The sequence below is a fragment of the Roseovarius sp. S88 genome (assembly GCF_037023735.1).
GTDB classification, from domain to species: Bacteria; Pseudomonadota; Alphaproteobacteria; order Rhodobacterales; family Rhodobacteraceae; genus Roseovarius; species Roseovarius phycicola.
Window position 1 is genome coordinate 415,788 of the sequence record NZ_CP146069.1, and the last position, 21,266, is coordinate 437,053.

18 protein-coding genes are annotated in these 21,266 nt (G+C 56.1%); 9 read left to right on the forward strand and 9 right to left on the reverse strand.

Going from position 1 to position 21,266, the window contains the following annotated elements; all coding sequences use genetic code 11:
- Positions 1 to 34 precede the first annotated feature (34 nt).
- From RZ517_RS02085 to RZ517_RS02095, 3 genes are read left to right on the forward strand one after another with little or no spacing between them, the layout of a single operon-like run.
- A complete protein-coding gene (locus tag RZ517_RS02085; RefSeq protein ID WP_338549842.1) occupies positions 35 to 2,536 on the forward strand; it encodes a glycosyltransferase in 2,502 nt (833 codons plus the stop codon).
- Positions 2,512 to 3,243 carry a CatB-related O-acetyltransferase gene (locus tag RZ517_RS02090; RefSeq protein ID WP_338549843.1) on the forward strand — a complete coding sequence of 244 codons (732 nt, stop codon included), beginning with the start codon at positions 2,512 to 2,514 and terminating at the stop codon, positions 3,241 to 3,243. Before RZ517_RS02085 ends, RZ517_RS02090 begins: the two co-directional genes overlap by 25 nt.
- Positions 3,240 to 4,034, forward strand: a complete 795-nt coding sequence (locus tag RZ517_RS02095; protein WP_338549844.1) for a sulfotransferase family 2 domain-containing protein — start codon at positions 3,240 to 3,242, stop codon at positions 4,032 to 4,034. Before RZ517_RS02090 ends, RZ517_RS02095 begins: the two co-directional genes overlap by 4 nt.
- Here the strand turns inward: RZ517_RS02095 and RZ517_RS02100 are convergent.
- Entirely contained in the window at positions 3,996 to 4,808 is an 813-nt protein-coding gene (locus RZ517_RS02100) for an ABC transporter permease (protein ID WP_338549845.1), read from the reverse strand. The genes RZ517_RS02095 and RZ517_RS02100 overlap by 39 nt on opposite strands.
- 144 nt (positions 4,809 to 4,952) lie before the next feature.
- Between RZ517_RS02100 and RZ517_RS02105 the strand changes: the two genes are divergently transcribed.
- Both RZ517_RS02105 and RZ517_RS02110 read left to right on the forward strand, forming a co-directional pair.
- Positions 4,953 to 6,092, forward strand: coding sequence for a hypothetical protein (locus RZ517_RS02105; protein WP_338549846.1), 1,140 nt, complete (start codon positions 4,953 to 4,955; stop codon positions 6,090 to 6,092).
- Between the two features lie 7 nt (positions 6,093 to 6,099).
- On the forward strand, positions 6,100 to 6,768 hold the full coding sequence (locus RZ517_RS02110) for an ABC transporter ATP-binding protein (protein WP_338549847.1): 669 nt from the start codon (positions 6,100 to 6,102) through the stop codon (positions 6,766 to 6,768).
- Between the two features lie 117 nt (positions 6,769 to 6,885).
- Here the strand turns inward: RZ517_RS02110 and RZ517_RS02115 are convergent, their stop codons facing one another.
- A complete protein-coding gene (locus tag RZ517_RS02115) occupies positions 6,886 to 7,818 on the reverse strand; it encodes a glycosyltransferase family 2 protein (protein WP_338549848.1) in 933 nt (310 codons plus the stop codon).
- Positions 7,819 to 7,958: 140 nt separating this feature from the next.
- Between RZ517_RS02115 and RZ517_RS02120 the strand changes: the two genes are divergently transcribed.
- Together RZ517_RS02120 and RZ517_RS02125 are read left to right on the forward strand one after the other, a co-directional pair.
- Positions 7,959 to 10,481: a calcium-binding protein gene (locus RZ517_RS02120; RefSeq protein WP_338549849.1), complete on the forward strand. Its 2,523-nt coding sequence runs from the start codon at positions 7,959 to 7,961 to the stop codon at positions 10,479 to 10,481.
- A 92-nt stretch (positions 10,482 to 10,573) separates the two neighbouring features.
- Positions 10,574 to 11,683, forward strand: a complete 1,110-nt coding sequence (locus RZ517_RS02125; protein ID WP_338549850.1) for a DUF2793 domain-containing protein — start codon at positions 10,574 to 10,576, stop codon at positions 11,681 to 11,683.
- 54 nt (positions 11,684 to 11,737) lie between these two features.
- On the opposite strand, the gene rfbA is transcribed toward RZ517_RS02125, so the two are convergent.
- From rfbA to rfbC, 4 genes are read right to left on the reverse strand one after another with little or no spacing between them, the layout of a single operon-like run.
- Positions 11,738 to 12,616, reverse strand: coding sequence for a glucose-1-phosphate thymidylyltransferase RfbA (gene rfbA / locus RZ517_RS02130; RefSeq protein ID WP_338549851.1), 879 nt, complete (start codon positions 12,614 to 12,616; stop codon positions 11,738 to 11,740).
- Positions 12,617 to 12,647: 31 nt separating this feature from the next.
- Positions 12,648 to 13,499: a dTDP-4-dehydrorhamnose reductase gene (gene rfbD / locus RZ517_RS02135; protein ID WP_338549852.1), complete on the reverse strand. Its 852-nt coding sequence runs from the start codon at positions 13,497 to 13,499 to the stop codon at positions 12,648 to 12,650.
- Positions 13,500 to 13,520: 21 nt separating this feature from the next.
- Positions 13,521 to 14,570, reverse strand: a complete 1,050-nt coding sequence (gene rfbB / locus RZ517_RS02140) for a dTDP-glucose 4,6-dehydratase (RefSeq protein WP_338549854.1) — start codon at positions 14,568 to 14,570, stop codon at positions 13,521 to 13,523.
- A gap of 5 nt (positions 14,571 to 14,575) precedes the next feature.
- Positions 14,576 to 15,139: a dTDP-4-dehydrorhamnose 3,5-epimerase gene (gene rfbC, locus RZ517_RS02145; RefSeq protein ID WP_338549855.1), complete on the reverse strand. Its 564-nt coding sequence runs from the start codon at positions 15,137 to 15,139 to the stop codon at positions 14,576 to 14,578.
- Between the two features lie 162 nt (positions 15,140 to 15,301).
- On the opposite strand from rfbC, the gene RZ517_RS02150 reads away from it, so the two are divergent.
- Positions 15,302 to 16,741, forward strand: coding sequence for a mannose-1-phosphate guanylyltransferase/mannose-6-phosphate isomerase (locus tag RZ517_RS02150; RefSeq protein ID WP_338549856.1), 1,440 nt, complete (start codon positions 15,302 to 15,304; stop codon positions 16,739 to 16,741).
- Positions 16,742 to 16,744: 3 nt separating this feature from the next.
- Here the strand turns inward: RZ517_RS02150 and RZ517_RS02155 are convergent, their stop codons facing one another.
- From RZ517_RS02155 to RZ517_RS02165, 3 genes are read right to left on the reverse strand one after another with little or no spacing between them, the layout of a single operon-like run.
- Positions 16,745 to 17,218 (reverse strand): hydantoinase B/oxoprolinase family protein, encoded by a 474-nt coding sequence (locus tag RZ517_RS02155; protein ID WP_338549857.1) that lies wholly within the window; start codon positions 17,216 to 17,218, stop codon positions 16,745 to 16,747.
- A complete protein-coding gene (locus tag RZ517_RS02160) occupies positions 17,116 to 18,483 on the reverse strand; it encodes a hydantoinase B/oxoprolinase family protein (RefSeq protein WP_338549858.1) in 1,368 nt (455 codons plus the stop codon). Before RZ517_RS02160 ends, RZ517_RS02155 begins: the two co-directional genes overlap by 103 nt.
- Positions 18,480 to 20,540, reverse strand: coding sequence for a hydantoinase/oxoprolinase family protein (locus tag RZ517_RS02165; protein WP_338549859.1), 2,061 nt, complete (start codon positions 20,538 to 20,540; stop codon positions 18,480 to 18,482). Before RZ517_RS02165 ends, RZ517_RS02160 begins: the two co-directional genes overlap by 4 nt.
- 256 nt (positions 20,541 to 20,796) lie before the next feature.
- Between RZ517_RS02165 and mscL the strand changes: the two genes are divergently transcribed.
- Complete coding sequence (mscL, locus tag RZ517_RS02170) at positions 20,797 to 21,222, forward strand: large conductance mechanosensitive channel protein MscL (protein ID WP_338549860.1); 426 nt, start codon at positions 20,797 to 20,799, stop codon at positions 21,220 to 21,222.
- The last annotated feature ends 44 nt before the right edge of the window (positions 21,223 to 21,266 follow it).

Genomic DNA, 21,266 nt, shown 5'->3' on the forward strand with positions numbered 1-21,266 from the left:
AGCATTCTTACGATTTTCTTGTGAACACGGTACTTTGCAAAAACAGGGCCAGGCGATTGTCAATCTGAGCGGCCAAATTGTAGGGCATATTGATTTTATCGCTCTGCGCAAAGGCCGCATCGAAGTTGAAGGATGGGCCGACGTCAGCCAAGTGGCACTGGTGCGTGGAACGGAAAGAAGTTCCAAGGCCCCGGATATTCAGCGCCCTGACGTCAGACACGCCTATGGGGACTCTATTGTGCCGACACCTGGCTTTCGGCTGGATCTACCCTTTGATCTTCACTCGTGTTTCCTTGTGTGCGCAACGGGTGCACAAGAACTCAGCCTGAAAATTGACAGTTTTGACACTAGCGCTCTGGCCCTAATGCGACGTCGGTTGTTTTTGCCTTTCATGATGGCCTGCATGCGATCCATCCCGGCCTACCTCCGCTGGCGGCTGCGCCGGAACCCCGAAGATCGTGCCGAGATCAAAGATCAGCTTGGCCTGGGAATTGAAACGCCCAAGGCGTACATGACACCCTACCTCTTTGCAGCTGACGTGAGCGAAGGCGACAAGACGCAGACGGACATCAGTGCAGAACCGGTCACAATCATTTTGCCGGTCTTTAACGCGTTCGATCTATTGCCCGAGGTTCTGACCCGTGTTTTGTGTCATACCGATCTGCCGTTTGAACTTATTGTCGTAGAGGATTGCTCTACTGACGCTGCAGTTAGACCATTCTTGCGAGAGTGGCACAAAGCGTGCAACCCCGACATCCAAGATCAGATCCACCTGATTGAGAACGAAGAAAACCTTGGATTTATTGGCTCGGTCAATCGCGCTTTTGACATGGCGCTGGGGTTTGGTCACCATGTGATCTTGCTTAATTCGGATGCGTTTGTGCCCAAAGCGTGGGCCAGCCGTTTGGTGCGCCCATTGCTCGAACATCTCAGGGTCGCATCCGTGACCCCGATGTCCAACGATGCCGAGATCTTTAATGCGCCGGTGATGTGCCGTGGCATTGCTCTTAAAGAAGGCGTTTGCGACCGTATTGACGCCGTCGCAGCTCGGTTGGTTCCCGATGCAGCCTTGGCCGATGCGCCCACCGGAGTGGGATTTTGCATAGCGATGCACAAAGACGCCCTGCGTGCTGTGCCCAGCTTTGATCGGGCGTTTGACCCCGGTTATGGTGAAGAAGTTGACTGGTGCCAGAAGGTTGCCAAGAAGGGATGGCGGCATCTGGGTCATGGCGGTGTGTTTGTCGAACACCGAAGCGGAACGTCGTTCGGTTCTGGCAAAAAAGCCAAGCTTGTGGCCGCGCACAACAAGATCGTGTCGGATCGATATCCGCACTATGATCATTCAGTACAGGACTTCATTGCTAACGATCCAATGGTGGCCCCTCGGCTGGCTTTGGCATTGGCCTGGGCGGCCGAACAGCAGACCGGTAAAATTCCGGTTTATCTTGGCCACACTTTGGGCGGCGGGGCGGAGTTCTATCTCAAACGCCGCGTGGCAGAGGATCTGGACAAAGGCGGCGTTGCCGTTGTGATACGGGCCGCGGCCAAGGGCGAATGGCCAGTAGAGTTGCACACAAAGCATGGTGTGACGCGTGGTGTGACAACCTCGCCTCAGTTTTTGCGCAGGCTCGTAGGGCTGCTGCCGCGGCGCAGGCTGATCTACTCTTGCGGCGTCGGGGCTGAAAATCTGTTTGAACTGCCCGGCCTTCTTGTCGATCTGGCTGCCGGGTCCGGGTCAGAATTGGAGATCCTCTTTCACGACTACCTGCCGCTCAGCCCCTCCTACACATTGCTCGATAGCGATGGGCGGTATGCACCAATCAGGACACCGCATGACACGTGGGACAAGGCACATGTCTATCACTGCCCCGATGGTCGGATTGTGTCTTTGGTGGAATGGCGCCGTGCTTGGGCCATGGCTATGCTGCGTGCAGACAGCGTGACGGTATTCTCTGATAGCAGCCGCAAGATCGTTTCAGAGGCGTTCCCCGATGCCAGCCCCAAAATCAAGGTCGCACCTCATGCGGTTGCCTTGAAACAGCGGCGTTTGACCCCCGGCAACAGTGCAGAGGGCAAGCCTGTTATTGGTGTGCTGGGGGCCATTGGGTTTCAAAAAGGCGCGAAGGTTCTGCAACAGATAAGCCTTGCGCTGGAGCAAAGCGGGGACGCGCAACTTGTCGTGATCGGGTACATGGATCCCGCCTATCCTCTTGCCGACAGCGCGCGTATTCATGGCCCCTACGACGTGCGCGATGTGCCCGCGTTGGCCCAACGCTACGGTGTCAGCTGTTGGCTTATTCCCTCGATCTGGCCGGAAACGTTTTCCTACACAACGCACGAGGCATTGGCGACCGGCCTGCCTGTCTGGGGTTTTGATCTTGGGGCGCAGGCGGACGCAATCAAACGCGCGTCGGTCAAATCTGGTCAGGGCGGATGTCTGCCACTGGACCACAGCACGAAGAACCCAGAGCGCGTTCTTTCAACCATCTTGTCGGCCCATCAGAGTTACACATGTCCACAGTCGCAGTCCGCATAAGTGAGCTGGCCTCAAAGGGTGTTGAGGTTTTGCCGCGCCCGTCGGGACGGGTGATACATCTGCCCAGGCAAACATGCATCGAAGCACCCGCCAGTTTGAAATGGACGCAATACGAACTGTCCCTGTCGCTTGGTGCGTTTTCATATCAAGTGTCTGGGTACTGCGCGGCAGCTGAGATCGGGCGCTACTGCTCGTTTGGGGAAAACGTTCAGATCGGTCGACAAAACCACCCTCTGACCTGGGCGTCGACGAGCCCGGCTTTTTATCTCAAAGACCGGCTGTTTCAGGTTGGCGACGGTTTTGCCGGGGCCGAAGCCTATCAGAGCTATGCCTTTCGAAACACACAGCCCCCCACAAAAATACGCAAGACGGTCATCGGGCACGATGTTTGGATCGGTCACGGTGCCATGATCGCGGCGGGCGTGAAAATCGGCAACGGGGCGATTGTCGCCGCCGGAGCGAGCGTTGCCAAGGATGTGCCGCCCTACACTCTCGTTGCCGGAAATCCGGCCGTGCCCAAGAAAACCAGAGTCTCGACAGACCAAATTGCCGCTCTTCAGCAGAGCCGCTGGTGGCAATTTGCACCTTGGCAACTGTCCCATCTTGATATGGCCGACGTGCCCGGGTTCTTGCGGGGAGTCCAAGACCTTGGCGACGCGGCACCCTTTGTGCCCAGTCGCATCGACCTGAGCCAAGATATGTCATGATCCCAATTGTTTTTCTGCACGTTCCCAAGACCGCTGGGCAGACCGTGCACAACGAACTTGTGCGTGTGGTGGGCGGCGCTGAATTCACCTCCCCGGTGCGCGTCACCGCGCAAGCCATTGACGGGCGGCAGATGCCCGACGGCTATCGTCTTTACTCGGGGCATATTGACTGGATCGAGTTGCCACGCCTGCCAAGCGACAGGTTTGTTTTTACTATCCTGCGTGATCCCAGGGAACGTATCGCCTCTTTTTATCTCTACATGTGCAAATTGGCCAAAGAGGCCAAGCAGGACGAGTTGGAAGACCCGCAGAACGTCGGTAAACGCATGGCGCTCAACCTGAGTGCCGATGACTATTTCTTTGGGGGCACAGAAGACTGGCATCACTTTGTACGCAGCATGTACGACAATTTCTATTGCTCGTATTTTGCAACGCGTAAGATGAATGGCTGGTCGGCATTGCAAGCCTTGTCGCAGGAGGATCGCGTGACGAAAGCCCTTCAGGGGTTAGACTCCTTGTCGGCCGTGTACTCGATCGACAACCTTGCGCAGCTCGAAATGGATGTCGCGTCACGCTATGGTGTATCGATCCGTGTCGCAGGAAATTATTTTAACACCGGAGGACACCACAAGAATGAGGCGCGCTGGCCCAAGCTCTGCGCGCTTTTTGAAAAGGACCAGAGCATTGCAAGGCTAGAGGCATTTGCAGCCCTTGATCAGATGCTCTTGGAACACGTGTTTCGACACAAAGCCTCAACTGTTGTTGAGGATATCCCGGTGATCGCGCCGTAGGAAGACCAGCCCGAGCGTCATCAAGCCAAGTGGCAACAGCGTAAGATAGATCCGTGAGACATACTCGGCCTCATAACCTGCATAAAATCCCTGCCGCATCAGACCCACCACGTGGATCAAAGGGTTGAACCAAAGCGCTTCACCATAAGGGCGTGGTATTGTTTCAAATGTGAAAAAGATACCGGAGATGATGAACAAAGGGCGGGTTAATATTGACCATGCCCGTTGCCAGACAGGAAAACGGCAGAAGGCGAAGGCGTTGAACACACCGACACCGAGCGCCAGGAGTGCCGCATACGCCATGGCCTCCGCAACGATTGCGACATCTGGTGTCAAATGTGTGTCGAACAAAACCATGATCCCGATCAGCACGGCATGTGCAACGAAAAACTGAGTGAAAAGGTTAACCAAAAACCGTGCGGCAAGCGCGTCAACAAACGTGATCGCTGGATAGGCCAGAAGCGGTTTGGAATATAGCAGCGACAAAGCGACCTTGCCTGACACATCCGTAAAGAGAAGGAAGGGCACAAGACCGGTCGCATAAAAAATTGGGAAATTGACCCCCAATGAAGGCGATTGAAACCCAGTTGAGAAGATTAGCGTCAAAAGCGCAATTCCGGCCACTGGCTCTAGCACCGCCCAAAGATACCCGCCCGGAGAACGCCCATAGCTTGTCGCCATTTCTCGCAACATCAGGGCAGAAATAGAACGCGCTGATGCCAAACGCCGAAGGCTGGGACTCGCGGCGCGGGATGGTATCGTGGTGTCACTCATGCAGTACAATTTTTTACAAATTCAATGATTGGTTTAGGTTTCGCGCCTAGCACTATCCTCGGAATGTCTTGAGGAAGTGTTGTGACACTCGCGAATACAGATCCAAAGCCGATTGTCCCCGTGCAACCGCAACGGCAGACAGTGATGGCTGTCGTTCCGCCCGTCGCTGCCAAGGCCCGACCGAAGCGGCGTCATCGAGTTGTTTTGTTCAGTTTTGCGGTGTTTGTGATCTTGCCCATCGCCACAGTGGCCTATTACCTGTGGGAGGTTGCGGAGGATCAGTTTACATCGACAGTAGGGTTCTCAGTACGCCGAGAAGAAGTGAGTTCCGCGGTTGAGCTGTTCGGGGGCATCACCGATCTGTCTGGGTCAAGCTCTTCTGATACGGATATTCTATTTGAGTTCCTGAGCAGTCAGAAAATTGTCAGTTCGGTGGATGCCAATCTTGATCTCCGAGCGATTTGGTCAAAACCTGAATATGACCCTGCCTTTGCCTTTGATCCGGACGGGACGATTGAGGATTTGGTAGATCATTGGAGGCGTATGGTGCGTGTTTCTTATGACACGTCTTCGAAGCTTCTGGAAATCAGGGTTCACGCCTTCGCGCCTCTCGACGCGCAAGCGATTGCAGCGGCCGTTTTTGACGAAAGCTCCGAGATGATCAACCGGCTGAGCGTCGTCGCGCGCGAAGATTCCGTGCGCTATGCCCGGGATGAGCTGGCGACTTCGGTTGAACGACTGAAAGCTGCGCGTGAGGCCGTGACGCGATTTCGCAACGAGTATCAGATTGTCGATCCAAACGTGGATGTAGAAACGCAGGCCGGGCTCTTGGGCAACTTGCAATCCCAACTGGCCGAGGCCCTGATTTCCTTGGATATGTTGTCGGAAACCACACGGGAAAACGATCCGCGTATCGAACAGGCCCGCCGCAAGGTCGATGTCATCCAAGGGCGCATAACCGGTGAGAAATCCAAACTGGGGATGTCTGGGGGTGCGCATAGCGACTCAGAAGTTCTCGCCACGGTTTTTGGTGAATACGAACGGCTCGTGGTGGACCGGGAGTTCGCCGAGCAAACTTATATTTCCGCGCTCAGCGCATTTGACGCCGCCCAAGCCGAAGCAGGACGCAAAAGCAGATATCTGGCCGCGCATATTGAGCCGACCCTGGCCGAACAGGCGCTCCATCCGCGCCGGGTTCTGTTGCTGGTGCTGACGTCGCTTTTCCTGGTGCTGACCTGGTCCATCACAGTCTTGGTGGGCATGTCTCTGCACGACCGCAGGTGAGAGTGGCATGATCATTTTGGAAAACCTGAGCAAGGTGTTTCATTTTCGCGGCGGTCAGAAATGTATTGCGGATCAGATCAATGCTGTCTTTCCCTCCCGCCGGTCTGTGGCTTTGCTGGGGCGAAACGGGGCTGGGAAAACATCGTTGCTGAAGATCATTTCCGGTACCATGGACCCAACAGAAGGACGTGTCATTTCCCACGGCCCTGTCTCTTGGCCGGTTGGTTTTGCCGGCTCTTTTCACGGAGACCTGACAGGGGCGCAGAACGCGCGCTTTGTGGCGCGCATCTATGGTGTGGACACCGATGACTTGATTGAATTTGTCGAGGATTTTGCCGAATTGGGTGCCCATTTTCACCAGCCGTTCCGCACTTATTCGGCCGGGATGAAATCGCGCCTTGCCTTTGGAGTGTCTATGGGTGTGCCCTTTGAGACGTATCTGGTCGACGAAGTCACGTCGGTTGGGGACGCAGCTTTTCGCGAGAAAAGTGCCGCCGTCTTTGCCGAACGAATGAAAACAGCCGGCGCGATCATGGTCTCGCATGGCATAGGTCAGTTGCGTGCGCTCTGCGACGCGGGCGCTGTTCTGGAGAAGGGTAAGCTCTATTACTACGATGATCTGGAAGAGGCGATTGCGCATCACCAATCGAACATGGCCAGTCTCGTTTTGGCCTGAAGCGTTTCGAGATAAACCTGGATCACAGATGATCGCAAAACGCTGCGATGCTCAATCTACGCACACATTTCGCCTTTCGCTGATGTTTCAGGTTAAAGGCGAAACGCTTTAAGGTGTTCAAACCCAACCCAGCGCACCAGCCAGGTAAAGCCCCACCGTCCCGAGCGGGGCCTGTCGTTTTAAACCCAAGGCGCGCAGGAATGCCGCGCGCTCTGCGCCTCGAGAGACTCGTGTATTTTGAAACGCTTCGATTTTGGCCCGTGCTTCAGGATTCAGAATCCCGCGATGGCGCCACAGAGTATCCAGGTTGGCCGCGATCCAGTGTTTATATGTCTGCGCACGCAAGGCATTAATGCGTGCCGTCAATGCAGCCATGCCCCGACGCGCGCCCATGACGTTGGTGTCATGCTGCCGGTAAAGCAGAACAGGTCTGGTGTCTAAAACCACCTCTCCACCGACGCCGCTGACCAGCTGATAGATCCACCAGTCGTGGAACGGAATCTCATGATCGCAGCCAATCCGCCTGACCAGCTGCAGCGCCTCTGGTGACAAAACCATGCTGTGGCCGCTAACCACATTTTGCACCATCGCGTTGGCGAAAGAGGGAGGGTGCTGCGGCTGCTTTGAGCGGCCCAAAATCTGCAAGTTCTGCGCGACATGAAAACTTTGCGCACCATAAAGGACATACCCATGAGGGGTTTTGCGCATCATCTGCACTGCGCGGGCCAGTTTGCCCTTCAGCCAGACATCATCCTGATCAGCCAATGCAACATAGCCGTGCGGAAAGTCCGGGTGGCACAGTAGCGACAGAAAATTGCGGCAAGACCCTTCGCCCGGGCCGCGGAGCAAACGAATGTCATGCGCATTACCGTAGTCTCGTTGAAACGCCAGCAAAATGTCCCATGTGCCATCGGTCGAGCCATCATCGCTGACCCAAAGAGACCAGTTTCCATGTGTTTGATTTACAAAGGATTGAAGCTGCTCGTGCAGAAATGCAGCACCATTATATGTGCACAGCGCAATCGCAATATGCGGAGTTAACTCTTTCAAAACGCGGCCTCAAAGACGGAATCTTCTAAAGAAATTCTCGTGCACACCCTGCCACAGCGACATTAAAATTTATTCTATTCGCCAAGAATCCGCCGCGATCTGAGCGTCGAAATGCACAGCTTTTGAAGCATTCTGTCTACGTGAGTGGTTTGGGCGAGGGTAAGGTTTTGTACTTCAATTACGAACGGCGTGTGTTGCCGTCATCCGGTCAGGCCGCAGCAGGGTTTTCTGATGCCGAGTTGTTCTGGCACGAGGGTCAGATTTGGCTGGGCGCGACCACGGCTGACGCAGACGAGGTTCTGAATTGGCAGGTCACGGGCACGGTAACACAAGGAACAACCACATCTCTTGCTGGTGCATCAGGTCTGTCTACTCCATTGACCCTTCAGAACGGCACGCTGGATGGGCAGGATGTGCTATGGTCCTTTGGCCTTAATGACCTTGGCTTCACGGCCTATATCGTTGACCCAGGCGGTGCGCTTAATCCAGTGTTGAGCGGCGGCGCGGGCCAGGGAGCGATCCTGTCTTTGATTCATGACACATCGGGGCCTCAGGATCTGATCTACACCACCAGTCGGGAACGCGGTGAAATCGACATTTGGCAACGCACAGGCGCGGGTGTCGCGCTATGGCAGAGCATACCTACGGCCCAAAGCCCCACCGGAACCGATGACCTGTTGTTGGCACAGGTCCAGATCGGAAGCAATCAGTACATCCTGTCTGTTTCGAGTTCCGAAAGCACGATCAACAGCTACGCCCAAGACTCGCTGAACGGTCTGGTGCTTCGCGATACGATCGGGGCGCAAAATGGGTTTGGCGTGGCCTCGCCTTCGGCCATTGAAGTCGTGCAATTCGGTGGAGAGACCTTTGTCATCGTTGCGGCCTCCGGGAGCAGCACGCTATCGGTAATGGCCATTTCTGCGACGGGTATGATTGAAGCACGCGACCAGGTTATCGATGATCTCAACAGTCGGTTTTCAGGTGTCAGCGAAATCAAGGTCGTCACCGCCGGATCGCAGGTCTTTGTGATTGCTAGTGGATTGGACGATGGTTTGAGCCTGTTCACACTCTTGCCCGGAGGGCGTCTGGTCCATCTGGAAAGTCTGGAAGGCACACAAGAAGCACCCATCAACGATCTGACCTCGCTGGCGGTGTTTTATGACGGTGCAACTCTGCACCTTTACACAACGTCAGAAGCGGCAAGTGCTGTGGATGGCTGGAGCGTCGACATAAACCCAGGAGCCGTTCTGACGGCCGCATCTGGTGGCGGGACGGTGACCGGAACGTCGCAGAACGATGTTCTTATGGGGTCGGACAATGCGGATCACCTCAACGGCAATGCGGGTCGCGATATTCTATTCGATGGCGCAGGATTTGACACGCTGACGGGTGGGAGCGGCGAGGACCTTTTCATCCTGACAGCAGACGGTACACAAGACCGCATCAACGGTTTTGAGGTGGGCCAAGATCGGATCGACCTCAGCAGCTGGGGTCGAATTTATTCCAAGTCTTCCTTGCATTTCCAGGAACTTAGTAATGGTATCCGTATTTCATTTGGGGATGAACGTCTGGATATCTTCTCGTCGGATTTCACAACAATCACTGAAGGTATGCTCAGTGACACTGATTTGATTGGTTTGGGGCACGTGGATGTCGGGCTTTGGGTCGAGTCCGAGATATGGGAAGGCACGCAAACCGATGATGTCTTCAACGGCAATTTGGCGGGAGATGTGCTCTCTGGTCTTGGCGGGGCGGATATCCTCTCTGGTGGCGGGGGCAATGACACGCTGAATGGTGGTGCCGGTGCGGATGTTCTGGACGGTGGCGATGGGGTTGATACCGCAGACTATACTGGATCTTTGGGGTCGCTTCGCGTTGATTTGATGTTTGCGACTGTCAACACAAACGTCGCCGCCGGGGACAGTTTTGTTAGCATTGAAAATGTGATCGGAAGTCAGGGTCAGGACAACCTGCGCGGCACATTGGACGACAACCTGCTGCTGGGGATGCGCAATGTAGACTATCTCTACGGTCGGCGCGGGGAGGACACGCTGATGGGCGGTATTGGCGATGACGTTCTCTTTGGAGGGGTGGATGGTGATTTATTGGATGGGGGTCCGGATCGAGATCGCGCTCAGTATTCTGAAAGCCTGACAGCTGTGACTGTTGATCTGTTGAATCCGTCAACGAATACCGGCGAAGCCGCAGGTGACACATTCGTCGACATCGAAGACATTGCCGGCTCGACATATGACGATGATCTACTTGGTGACACTGGGGAGAACCGGCTCTTTGGCCGTGAGGGGGCCGACAGGCTCTATGGTCGGGCCGGGGCGGATTATCTCAATGGAGGCGCGCACTCGGACCGATTGGACGGCGGGGCAGGGGATGATGTGATGCGTGGTGGAACACACAACGACACGTTCGTCTTTAACGGCGGGGCCGACATCGTCGAAGACTTCAGTTTATCCCACGCCGACCGCATCGCCATTGAACGTGCCTATGTCCCAGAAATCGTTGGCCTGACTGCTGTAGAAATCGTCACAAACTACGCTGCCGTGGAAAACGGCGCGGTTGTTCTGGATTTTGGTGACGGAGACAGTCTGACCTTGCTGAACTATTCCGACATGAACGAATTATCTAACCACTTATTTTCATTTTAAAAAATGCAATAATACAGGCAACGCGCGCCTCGCTTACATCTTTTTTAACCTTCGACAGCAGCCTGAGGCCATCTTGTCCTCACAGGTGCGCTATGTCCGAAGAAACCCCGGTATTGTCCCTTCCGCTGATCCAACCGTCGCAGGCTCAGAAACATGTCACTCATAACGAAGCGCTAATGCGGCTTGATGCCTTAGTGCAAGCCGTGGTTCTGACACGTGACAGCATATCGCCACCATCAGACCCGGATGCGGGGGAATGCCATATCGTACCAAGTGCTGCGACAGGTGTGTGGTCCGGGCAGGATCATGCGCTGGCCTACTTCGACGGCACGGCCTGGCAGTTCCTAGCGGCGCGGCCCGGCTGGCGTGTGTACGTTTTGAGCGACTTGCAAACTGTCTTCTGGGATGGCTCGGCTTGGACGGGTGAGACCGCGTCGTTTCAAAATCTAAACGGAGTAGGCATCGGCACGAATTCGGACAGCACAAACCGTTTGGCCGTTTCCTCAGAGGCCAGTCTTCTGAGCCACGATGGTGCTGGACATCAACTCAAGATTAACAAATCCGCCGCAGCAGACACAGCCAGCCTTCTGTTTCAAACCGGTTGGTCCGGACGTGCCGAAATGGGAACCGCAGGTGATGACGCCTTTGCAATCAAAGTCAGTGCAGATGGGGCCGCGTGGCACACCGCGTTGAGCTTTGATCCCGGCACCGGTTTGGCCACAGGCGACGCAGTTCAAACCAGCGCTACCGACACCTCCGCCGGACGACTGATGCGTGCTGATTTCGGTTATGGTCCGGGCAATGTTCTGGGTGCTGTGTCGGAGTCCGCAGGTGTGCCCACCGGGGCCGTGATCGAACGGGCAAGTACGGTCAATGGTGACTACATCCGCTTCGCTGATGGAACACAGATTTGCCAGTTCAACGCCTCTCTGAGCTATATCAGCGCGGGGCTGTGTTCGGCGGTTTGGACGTTTCCAGCTGGCTTCGTCAGTGGCAGCACGCCGCAGGTGCAAGGCACCCTCAACAGCGACAGCCTTGCGGCGTCCGCGCCGTCTGTAACAGTTGCGGGACTGACCGGCATGACCATCTCAGGTCTTGGCGCGACCTCCGTGACTTTGAACGTCAACGCGCTGGCAAGTGCCAGTTTTGGAAGTGGTGAAAGCGTTGACTTGGGTGTTCTCGCGATTGGACGCTGGTACTAAACTGGTTCTCGACACTCTGTAATTCAGAACTGTCGCGAGACCATTTGGGCAGGATCAGCTTTCGCCCAAGCGCCCAAGTAGGTACTGACCATAGTCGTTCTTTTGGAATTTCTTGGCTCGGTCACGCAACTCAGCATCGCTGATCCAGCCTTGTTCAAACGCAATTTCATCTGGCGAGCCGGTTTGCAGACCCTGACGTTCTTCTAGTGTACGCACGAAGTTTCCCGCATCGAGCAATGACCCATGCGTTCCGGTGTCAAGCCAGGCATAGCCGCGCCCCATACGCTTCACGTCCAGCAAACCATCTTGCAAATAGCTTTCTAGGAGTGTGGTGATTTCCAGCTCTCCGCGGTCTGATGGTTTAACCTGTCGGGCGCGGTCCGGTGCCGAGCCATCAAGGAAGTAGAGCCCGGTTACCGCATAGTTCGACGGCGGGTTGGCGGGTTTTTCGATGATCTGGGTCACTTGACCTTCGGCATCAAAACCGACAACGCCGTAGCGCTCTGGATCGGCCACGTTGTAGCCAAAGACCGTGCCGCCTTCCGTCACGCCGTCAGCCTCCTGCAAGAGCTTGGTCAACCCGTGCCCAAAAAAGATATTGTCCCCCAGAACCATTGCTGACGGATTGCCGCCGAGGAATTCATCAGCCAGCAAATAGGCCTGTGCCAACCCATCCGGGGAGGGTTGTTCGATATAGGTCAAGTTCAGACCCCACTGGCTTCCGTCATCCAGTGTGCGTTTGAACTGGTCTTGGTCCTGCGGCGTTGTAATCACCGCGATGTCCCGGATGCCAGCCAGCATAAGAACACTCAGCGGATAGTAGATCATCGGCTTGTCATAGATTGGTAAGATCTGTTTTGAGACACCGATAGTTATCGGATAGAGCCGGGTTCCGGATCCGCCAGCGAGGATAATGCCCTTGCGAGATGTCATTGCCTGTTCCTTTACCGCCCCCGGCGGTTGCTTAGCCTAAAGCGTTCAATTCTTCCAGCACCGCGGCAAGATCGGCTTGCCATTCGGGCTGAGCGATTCCGAATTGCTGTTGCGTGCTGCTGCAGTCCATCCGTGAGTTTCCAGGGCGTACCGCAGGCGTGGGGTACTGAGACGTGGGAATGGCATGGATGGTCATTGGCTTGCCGGCCTGCGCAAAAATCTCGGTGGCGAAGCCATGCCAGCTTATGTCGGGCGCACCGGAGAAATGGTAGGTCCCAGATTTGCCAGGCGCTTTGCCAAGCTGATCTGCGAGGCTCAAACAGGCCCTTGCAATCGACCTTGCAGAGGTCGGTCCGCCGATCTGGTCATCAACGACCTTCAGCTCATTCCGCGTCTCGGAGACACGCAGCATGGTTTTGACGAAATTGTTGCCGTGCGCTGAGAAGACCCAGGACGTGCGCAAGATGGCGTGGGTTGCTCCGCTTGCGCGGACAAGCGCCTCACCTTTGAGTTTGCTGCGCCCATAAGCGCCCAATGGATTGGTTTCGGCATCTGGCGCAAAAGGTGCCTTGCCTTGACCATCGAATACGTAGTCGGTCGAGATATGCACGAAAGGAACACCCAATTCGGCGCAGGCCGTGGCCATTTTACCAGGGGTGTCGCCATTGATAATCGTGGCGAGGTCTTCTTCCTCTTCGGCGCGGTCCACCGCGGTGTAGGCGGCGGCGTTGATTACAACGCTTGGGTTGGCCGCTTTGATGGCCTCAGCGCAGGCTGCGGGGTCACTCAGATCGGCCTCTGCTCTGCCAAGGCAGACGGCTTCCAACAACTGCCCCAGTTCGGTTGAGACCTGTCCGGTTTTGCCGAAAACGAGAAGGGTCATTTCTGTTTGGTCCTTATTAATTCAGCCGGTGCCGAGTCGTTTTCCAACGCCATCACGATCGAGTAGAGCCTGCCACCAGGCTTCGTTGTCGAGATACCATTTTACGGTTTTTCTAAGACCTTCCTCGACTGTCACGGAAGGCCGCCAACCCAGTTCGTCACGGATGCGGCTAGGGTCGATGGCATAGCGTGCATCGTGCCCCGGCCGGTCGGTCACGAATTCAATCTGGTCTGCGTAGAGTTTGCCATCGCTGCGCGGGCGCAAGTCATCAAGGATACTGCAGAGCGTTTTCACCAATTCCAGATTGGTGCGCTCGTTCTCTCCGCCGATGTTGTAGGATCGACCAAGGGCGCCTTTCTCCAGCACCAGCAAAAGCGCATCAGCGTGGTCTTCAACATAGAGCCAGTCCCGGATGTTCGAGCCATCGCCATAGATCGGAAGCGGCTTACCGCCAAGTGCATTAAGGATCGTGACAGGGATCAGCTTTTCCGGGAAGTGGTAAGGGCCGTAATTGTTTGAGCAGTTGGTCAGAACAACAGGTAGACCATAGGTTTCCTGCCAGGCACGGACCAGATGATCGGATGCGGCCTTGGACGCAGAATAAGGGCTGCGCGGGTCATAGGGTGTGGATTCCGTGAACTGCACGGTTGGGTCATTTGGCAATGAACCAAAAACTTCGTCTGTCGAAATATGATGAAACCGGAAGGTATCCGGTTTTCCCGCTTGCACCCAATATACTCGCGCCGCCTCCAGCATGTTGTAGGTGCCGGTGATGTTGGTTTCGATGAAATCACCTGGACCGTCAATGGAACGGTCCACGTGACTTTCGGCGGCCAAGTGCATCACGGCATCTGGTTGATGGGCCGAAAAGATGCGGTCGAGCGTGGGGCGGTCACGGATATCGGCATGTTCAAAGCTGTAGAGGTTGCTTTGAGCGGCATCGGCCACATTGTCGAGACAGGCCGCGTAGGTCAGTGCATCAAGGTTGACCACTTCATGCCCACGCGCGACGGCAAGACGCACAACCGCTGATCCGATAAAACCGGCACCGCCAGTGACAAGGATTTTCATGATCTTTAGTCCACGTAAGAAAAGGGCGTTTCAAAATCGCGCAAAAGCGGAGCTGCGGCATCTTTTTCGGATAGAATAGGATCTCTATCAAGTCCCCAGTCGATTCCGATATCAGGGTCGTCAAACCGCACGGCGCCATCACATTCAGACGCATAATAGTCCGAGCACTTGTAAATGATTTCGGTTTCGGGCGTCAGAGCAGCAAACCCATGCAGGAAACCTTCTGGGATAAGAAGCTGTTTGCCGTTTTCGAAGCTCAGCTCGTAGCCCACCCATTTACCGTATGTCGGGCTTCCCTTGCGAATATCCACGGCCACGTCAAAAAGAGCACCGCGTCCGCAGCGCACCAGCTTGGCCTGTGCGTGAGGGGGCGACTGAAAATGCAGGCCACGTACGGTTCCTGCCTCTTTCGAAAGCGAGTGGTTGTCCTGAACAAACTCGGTATCAATTCCGTGCTCGGCCATGCGCGACTTATTCCAGCTTTCGCAAAAAAACCCGCGGTGATCACCAAACCGGCGCGGCTCTAGCAGTAATACGCCCGCTAAGGCGGTTTCGGTAACTGTTAACATTCAAACCTCTTAAATGGTGCAATACGCCCACAAACTGCCTGAAGTAAGGCGTAAATCTTCATAGTCATGACGCAATTTATAGTCAAAATCTGTGGTGGTTGTCACGGAATCGGAGCGTGATATACCGGGCGCATTGTTAGACGTAGAAGGATTATGGTGTCCATGGGTCGCATTAAACCCGCAGTTCTTTGCGGCGGGACGGGCACACGTCTCTGGCCGCTGTCGCGTAAAAGCTTTCCAAAACAGTTTTCTGATATCGTAGGAGGTGAAAGCCTCTTTCAGGCTTGTACACGCCGTTTGAAAGACGCTGGAATGGACGCGCCATTGGTGCTGACCAATTCTGATTTTCGATTCATTGTTACGGAACAGTTGATGTCGGTAGGCATTGATCCCGGTGCGGTGCTGATTGAACCTGCACCACGCAACACGGCACCTGCGGTGCTGGCCGCGGCGCTCTATGCGATGCAGGATGATGACGATGCGCTTGTTTTGGTGGTCCCCTCGGATCACGTCATTGCAGATGCCAAAGCGTTCGGCGCAGCAGTTGAGGCCGGGCGTGTTGCGGCAGAGGCCGGTCAGATCGTGACCTTTGGCATCACGCCGGGCTATCCCGAGACGGGTTATGGCTATCTGGAGCTTGAAAACAAACCGGACGGATCCGGTGATCCTATCGACCTGCGTCGTTTTGTGGAAAAGCCCGATCTTGCGACCGCCGAAGACATGGTCAAAAGCGGAACGTTTCTTTGGAACGCAGGGATATTCCTGTTTTCCGCCAAGGTCATTATGGCAGCCTATGAAGCTCATGCGCCTGACATGCTCGCGTTGGTGAAAGCAGCAATTGAAGATGCCGAAGCTGATCTTGGGTTTCTGCGCCTTGCCGCGGAACCGTGGGAGAAATGCGAAGATCTCTCGGTGGACTATGCTGTGATGGAAAAGGCCGGGAACCTCTCTGTCGTACCTTATTCATCGCATTGGTCTGATCTTGGCAGTTGGAAAGCCGTGCTGGACGAAAGCGATCAGGACGAGAATGGTGTCGCCTTGTGTGGCCCCGCAACGGCAATTGACTGTAAGGACGTGCTGTTGCGATCAGAAAGTGACGGGCTTGAACTAGTCGGCATCGGGTTGGAAAACATCATGGTTGTGGCGATGCCGGATGCCGTTCTGGTGGCGGACAAGGATCGCGCGCAGGATGTTGGCCGCGTCGTCAAAGAACTGAAGACCAAGGGTGTGTCGCAAGCCGAGGAATTTGCCCGCGATCACCGACCCTGGGGCTATTTCGAGACACTTGCACTGGCCGACCGGTTTCAGGTGAAGCGCATCGTAGTGAAACCCGGCGGGCGGTTGTCGCTGCAAAGCCATGTCCACCGTGCCGAACACTGGATCGTTGTTGAAGGAACGGCACAGGTCACCATCGGTGAAAATGTGAAGCTCGTGGCGGAAAACCAATCAGTCTATGTGCCTCTTGGTGAAAAACACCGGCTGGAAAATCCCGGGAAAGTGCCTGTCACCATGATCGAGGTGCAGACCGGCAGCTATTTGGGTGAAGATGACATTGTGCGCTACGAAGATGTCTATGCCCGCGGTCAGGGCGCGCGGGGCTGACGCCTAGGGCTTTTGCAAACGCAGATGTGCAGTGGCGGCCAAATCCGGCAGCCCGTCGCGGATTACTACACCGAACAACTCCGCTGCGTCGGTCACGCTGTAGCGCTCCAATCGTACATCTTCGGCAACAAGGTCTGGGTCTCTTTCATACGGATCGCCATAACCGCCGCCCCCGGGCGTCTGCACATGCACACGGTCTCCGGCGCTGAGAGGAATATCCTGTTCTTTTGAAAGATGTTCAGGCGTGTAGGTTTCGCCGTCCCGGGAAACTATGACTTTGTTGGGGACGCCATCGTGGCCACCCAATGCACCCTGGGGGCCAAATCGGCCATGGTCCATGACAAAACTGGCCTTGGCCTGCCCAATGCGCAGCTCTAATTCATAGTCGAGCCCGAACCCGCCACGGTGCAAACCGGCACCGCCGGAACCCTCGTGCAAGGCGTAGTGATGGTAGAGCACCGGAAAAGCCTGTTCCATGATCTCAACGGGGGGGCCTTGGAAATGCCAATGGTGGAACAACCGTTGCTGATCCCATCTCCGCCGGACCAGCCGCCGTAGCCTCCACCAGAAAGTTGATACATCACAAAGTCGCGGTCTCGATCCGGGTCATGACCGCCGAGGGCGAAATTGCCACTGGTCCCTGCGGGTGCGGCTGTGACCCGATCAGGCAAGGCTTCGACCAACGCAGCAAACACAGCCTCGGCAATGCGTTGACTCACCTCCGCCGCACAGCCAGAGACCGGGCGCGGGTATTGCGCGTCGAGAAACGTATCTTCGATCCCGGTGATGCGCAGTGGCTCAAACGCACCGGCGCTGATCGGCACTTCGGGAAAGATGTGTCGCATCGCGAGATAAACTGAACTGAAGGTTGTCGCGCGCACGGAGTTCATGGGCCCAAGACAAGGCGGCGAAGAACCTGCAAAGTCGAATAGCAGCGCGTCTTTGTCTCGGGTCACGGACAAACGGATTTCAAGCGGCTCGTTCACCACACCATCGCTATCGACCCATGCCACTGAGCGATGCGTGCCCTGGGGGATGGTCTTGACCGACGCGCGCATCTGTTCAGCGGCGCGGCGGCGTAGCTCGGCGATAGCTGCGGACACCACATCGTCGCCATAGCGGTCCATTAGGGCACCAAGGCGTTCAGCGCCAAGATCAAGCGCTGCGGCCTGAGCTTTGACATCGCCAATACGTTGATCTGCCACGCGGATGTTGGAGCAGATGATGGCATAGATTTCCGCATCCATCTGGCCGCGCTTGAAAAGCTTCACCGGAGGCAGGCGCAGCCCTTCTTGTTCGACTGCTGTGGCTGAGGCGGAAAACCCACCGGGCACAGCGCCACCGGTGTCGGGCCAATGCCCGGTATTCGACAGCCAACAAAAGAGCGTGTCGCCCCGATAGAAAGGACGTGCAAACCGCACATCCATCAAATGCGTACCGCCCAGATAGGGGTCATTGACGATGTAGATGTCCCCCGGCTCCGGCGCTCCTGCGCGACCGTCAGCAATCATTTCAATCAGCGTTTTTGTGGAATATTGCATGGTGCCCACAAAGACCGGCAATCCACCTGCGCCCTGAGCGATCAGTGATCCGTCCTTGGCATCATAGAGTCCGTCTGATCGGTCATTGGCCTCGGCAATCACCGGCGAAAAGGCCGCGCGCGAAAAAGCCAGGTCCATCTCGTCGCACACCTGCTGCAGCCCGGCCTGGATCACCGACAGCGTGATGGGATCAACCGTCATTCGCATGTCGTCCCGATGTCAATTGCAATATTGCCGAGCGCATCGCCGCGCGCGCTGTCTCCAACTTCGATGAGAACGGTGGTGTCCATCTGTTCGATCACTGCGGGACCGCTACAGGAAAATTCCAGCGGCAGGCTATCGCGCCAGTAGACTGGCGTATCATGCCATACACGATCAAAGCACACCCGACGCATACCGGTCTGTGCCTCAGCCAGCGTCGCTTTACGGCCATCCGGGTCGATGAGTTTGGACAGGTCAATCTGAGGGCGTTCCGCGATAACCGAACAGTTCAAATTGACCACCTGCGCGCGAATTTCGGCAAGCTCTACGCGGAACCGGTCAAAATAGACCTTGGCAAAGAGGTCATGAAGCGCAGTGGGCGTGATGTCAGCAGAGTCCAACGGTACGCGCAAGAGATGCGTTTGGCCGACAAACTGCATATCCACACTAAAGACGTGTCGCAGGGTCTTTACGGGCAAACGCTCATTGCTGATTAGGGCTTCGCCCTCTCGCACTTGTTGGGCAAAGAGCTCAGCGAGCTCCGTCTCGCCCAGCGTGTCCAGTGCCCGGTTGATTGTGCGCACAAAGTCATGTCGCAGATCTGCAGTCACGCAGCCAATCGCGTTGGTGATGCCCGGCCGTGCCGGAACAAGTACCTTGGGGATGCTCAGTTCGCGCGCCAGCGCGCTGGCGTGAAGCGGTCCTGCCCCGCCAAACGCAAACAGGGCGAAATCCCGCGGATCTGCCCCCAGCGACAGCGACACCATGCGTATGGCACCGGCCATTTTTGTGTTGGCCAGTTGAATGACGGCGAGTGCGGCCTCGGTCACGTTGAGATCCAGAGGGTCTGCCAGCTTTTCGGCAACGATCCGCGCGACGACGTCGGGAACCGTGCCTCCCGAATTGACTACTCGATCCGGGTTTAATCGCCCCAGGATCAGGTTGGCATCTGATATTGTTGGCTCTTTCCCACCTTTGCCATAGCAGATCGGCCCTGGATCAGCTCCGGCGCTTTGCGGGCCGATCTCTAGCAGTCCAGAGGAGGTCACACGCGCAATTGACCCACCGCCGGCGCCCACAGTGCGGACATCGACCATGGGCACGTGAATCGGCATGGCATATTCGATTTCGATCTCGTTCGACACGGCTGGTTCTGATGACTGCACCAAGGCCACGTCAGTGGATGTGCCGCCCATGTCGTAGGTGATCAGGTTTTGGTGGCCTGTCAGCCGCGCGGTATAGGCGGCGGCCATCACGCCCGAGGCGGGGCCGGACATGACGGTCTTGGCGGCTTCGTTGGCCACCGTGCGGGCCGACGCCATTCCGCCATTGCCATTCATGACCAAGATTTCTCCGGGATATCCGGCGTCCGCAGCCACCTTGGTTAAGCGTTGAAGATACCGGTCGAGGATCGGCTGCACCGAGGCATTGACCGCCGCCGTGACACCGCGCTCGTATTCACGCGACTCCTGCAGGATCGCGTGACCCATGGTGATATGCGAGTTGGGCCAGATTTCGGCCAATACCTCTGCGGCGCGACGTTCATGATCAGGATTGGCATAGGCGTGCAAAAAGTGCACCACCACAGACTCGCATCCCGCCTTTAATAGCCTCTCCGCTGCCTCCCGGACGGCGGCCTCGTCCAAAGGTATCACAACCGTCCCGGATGCATCCACGCGTTCGGGCACTTCAAGCCGCAGGTCGCGGGGAATAATCGGAGTGAAATGCCCGGTCATCCCATAGGCCTGAGGCCGCGTTCGCCGCCCCAGTTCAAGCACATCGCGAAAGCCGCGCGTGGTGATTAGCCCGGTGCGGCTCAGTTTGCGTTCCAGAACGGCATTGGTGGTCGTCGTGGTGCCATGGATGATGAGGTTAAGCGCGGCCAGGTCGCACTGTGCTTCTTCCAGCGCGGCCATCACGCCCAGGGCTTGGTTGTCGGGCGTCGTCGGAACTTTCGCCAAACGGACATGCCCGGTCGATTGGTCAAGCTGCACCAGGTCCGTGAATGTGCCACCTACGTCTATACCGGCAATCAATTCACTTCGGTGGTCCACCATGCTGCGTCCATCTTTCTCTTTGAGGTTGAGCGTTTGGCAAACCTCTTGAAAAGTCAATGACTCAGGGCAAAGGAGCGCCCGATGTGGACCTGATTCAGCCAGGACGCAACTTTGTCAGTGATGCGCGCACGCCACGCGGGGAGCAAGCGAAGCGCTTTCCCCGGCCTTTCCTCAATACAGCAGCGTATCTTGTGCTAGAAACTGACAGCAAGCGGCCAGGGTTACGTGCTGCGGGTAAACAGAGAGGACACACAGAATGCTTTCGGAATTCAAGGATTTCATCGCCAAGGGCAATGTCATGGACATGGCCGTTGGTATCATCATCGGTGCGGCGTTCACGGCCATCGTGACATCGCTCGTCGGGGACCTGATCAACCCGATTATCGGCCTGTTCATGGGCGGGATCGATTTCACCAATAACTATGCTGTTCTGTCAGGTGATGTCGCCGAAGGCGCGTCGCTCGAAGCTGCACGGGAAGGCGGAGCCGCCGTCTTTGCGTATGGCTCGTTCATCATGGCAATCATCAACTTCCTGATCATCGCCTTTGTCGTGTTCATGCTGGTGCGCTATGTGAACAAGGTGAAGGACGCCGCTGACAACAGCGAGCCAGAGGCCGAAGAAGAAGCAGGGCCAAGCGAGCTTGATATCCTGATGGAAATCCGCGACTCGCTGAAGAAGTAATCGCAACGTCATCTAAACAGAAGGCCCGCCCATTGCGCGGGCCT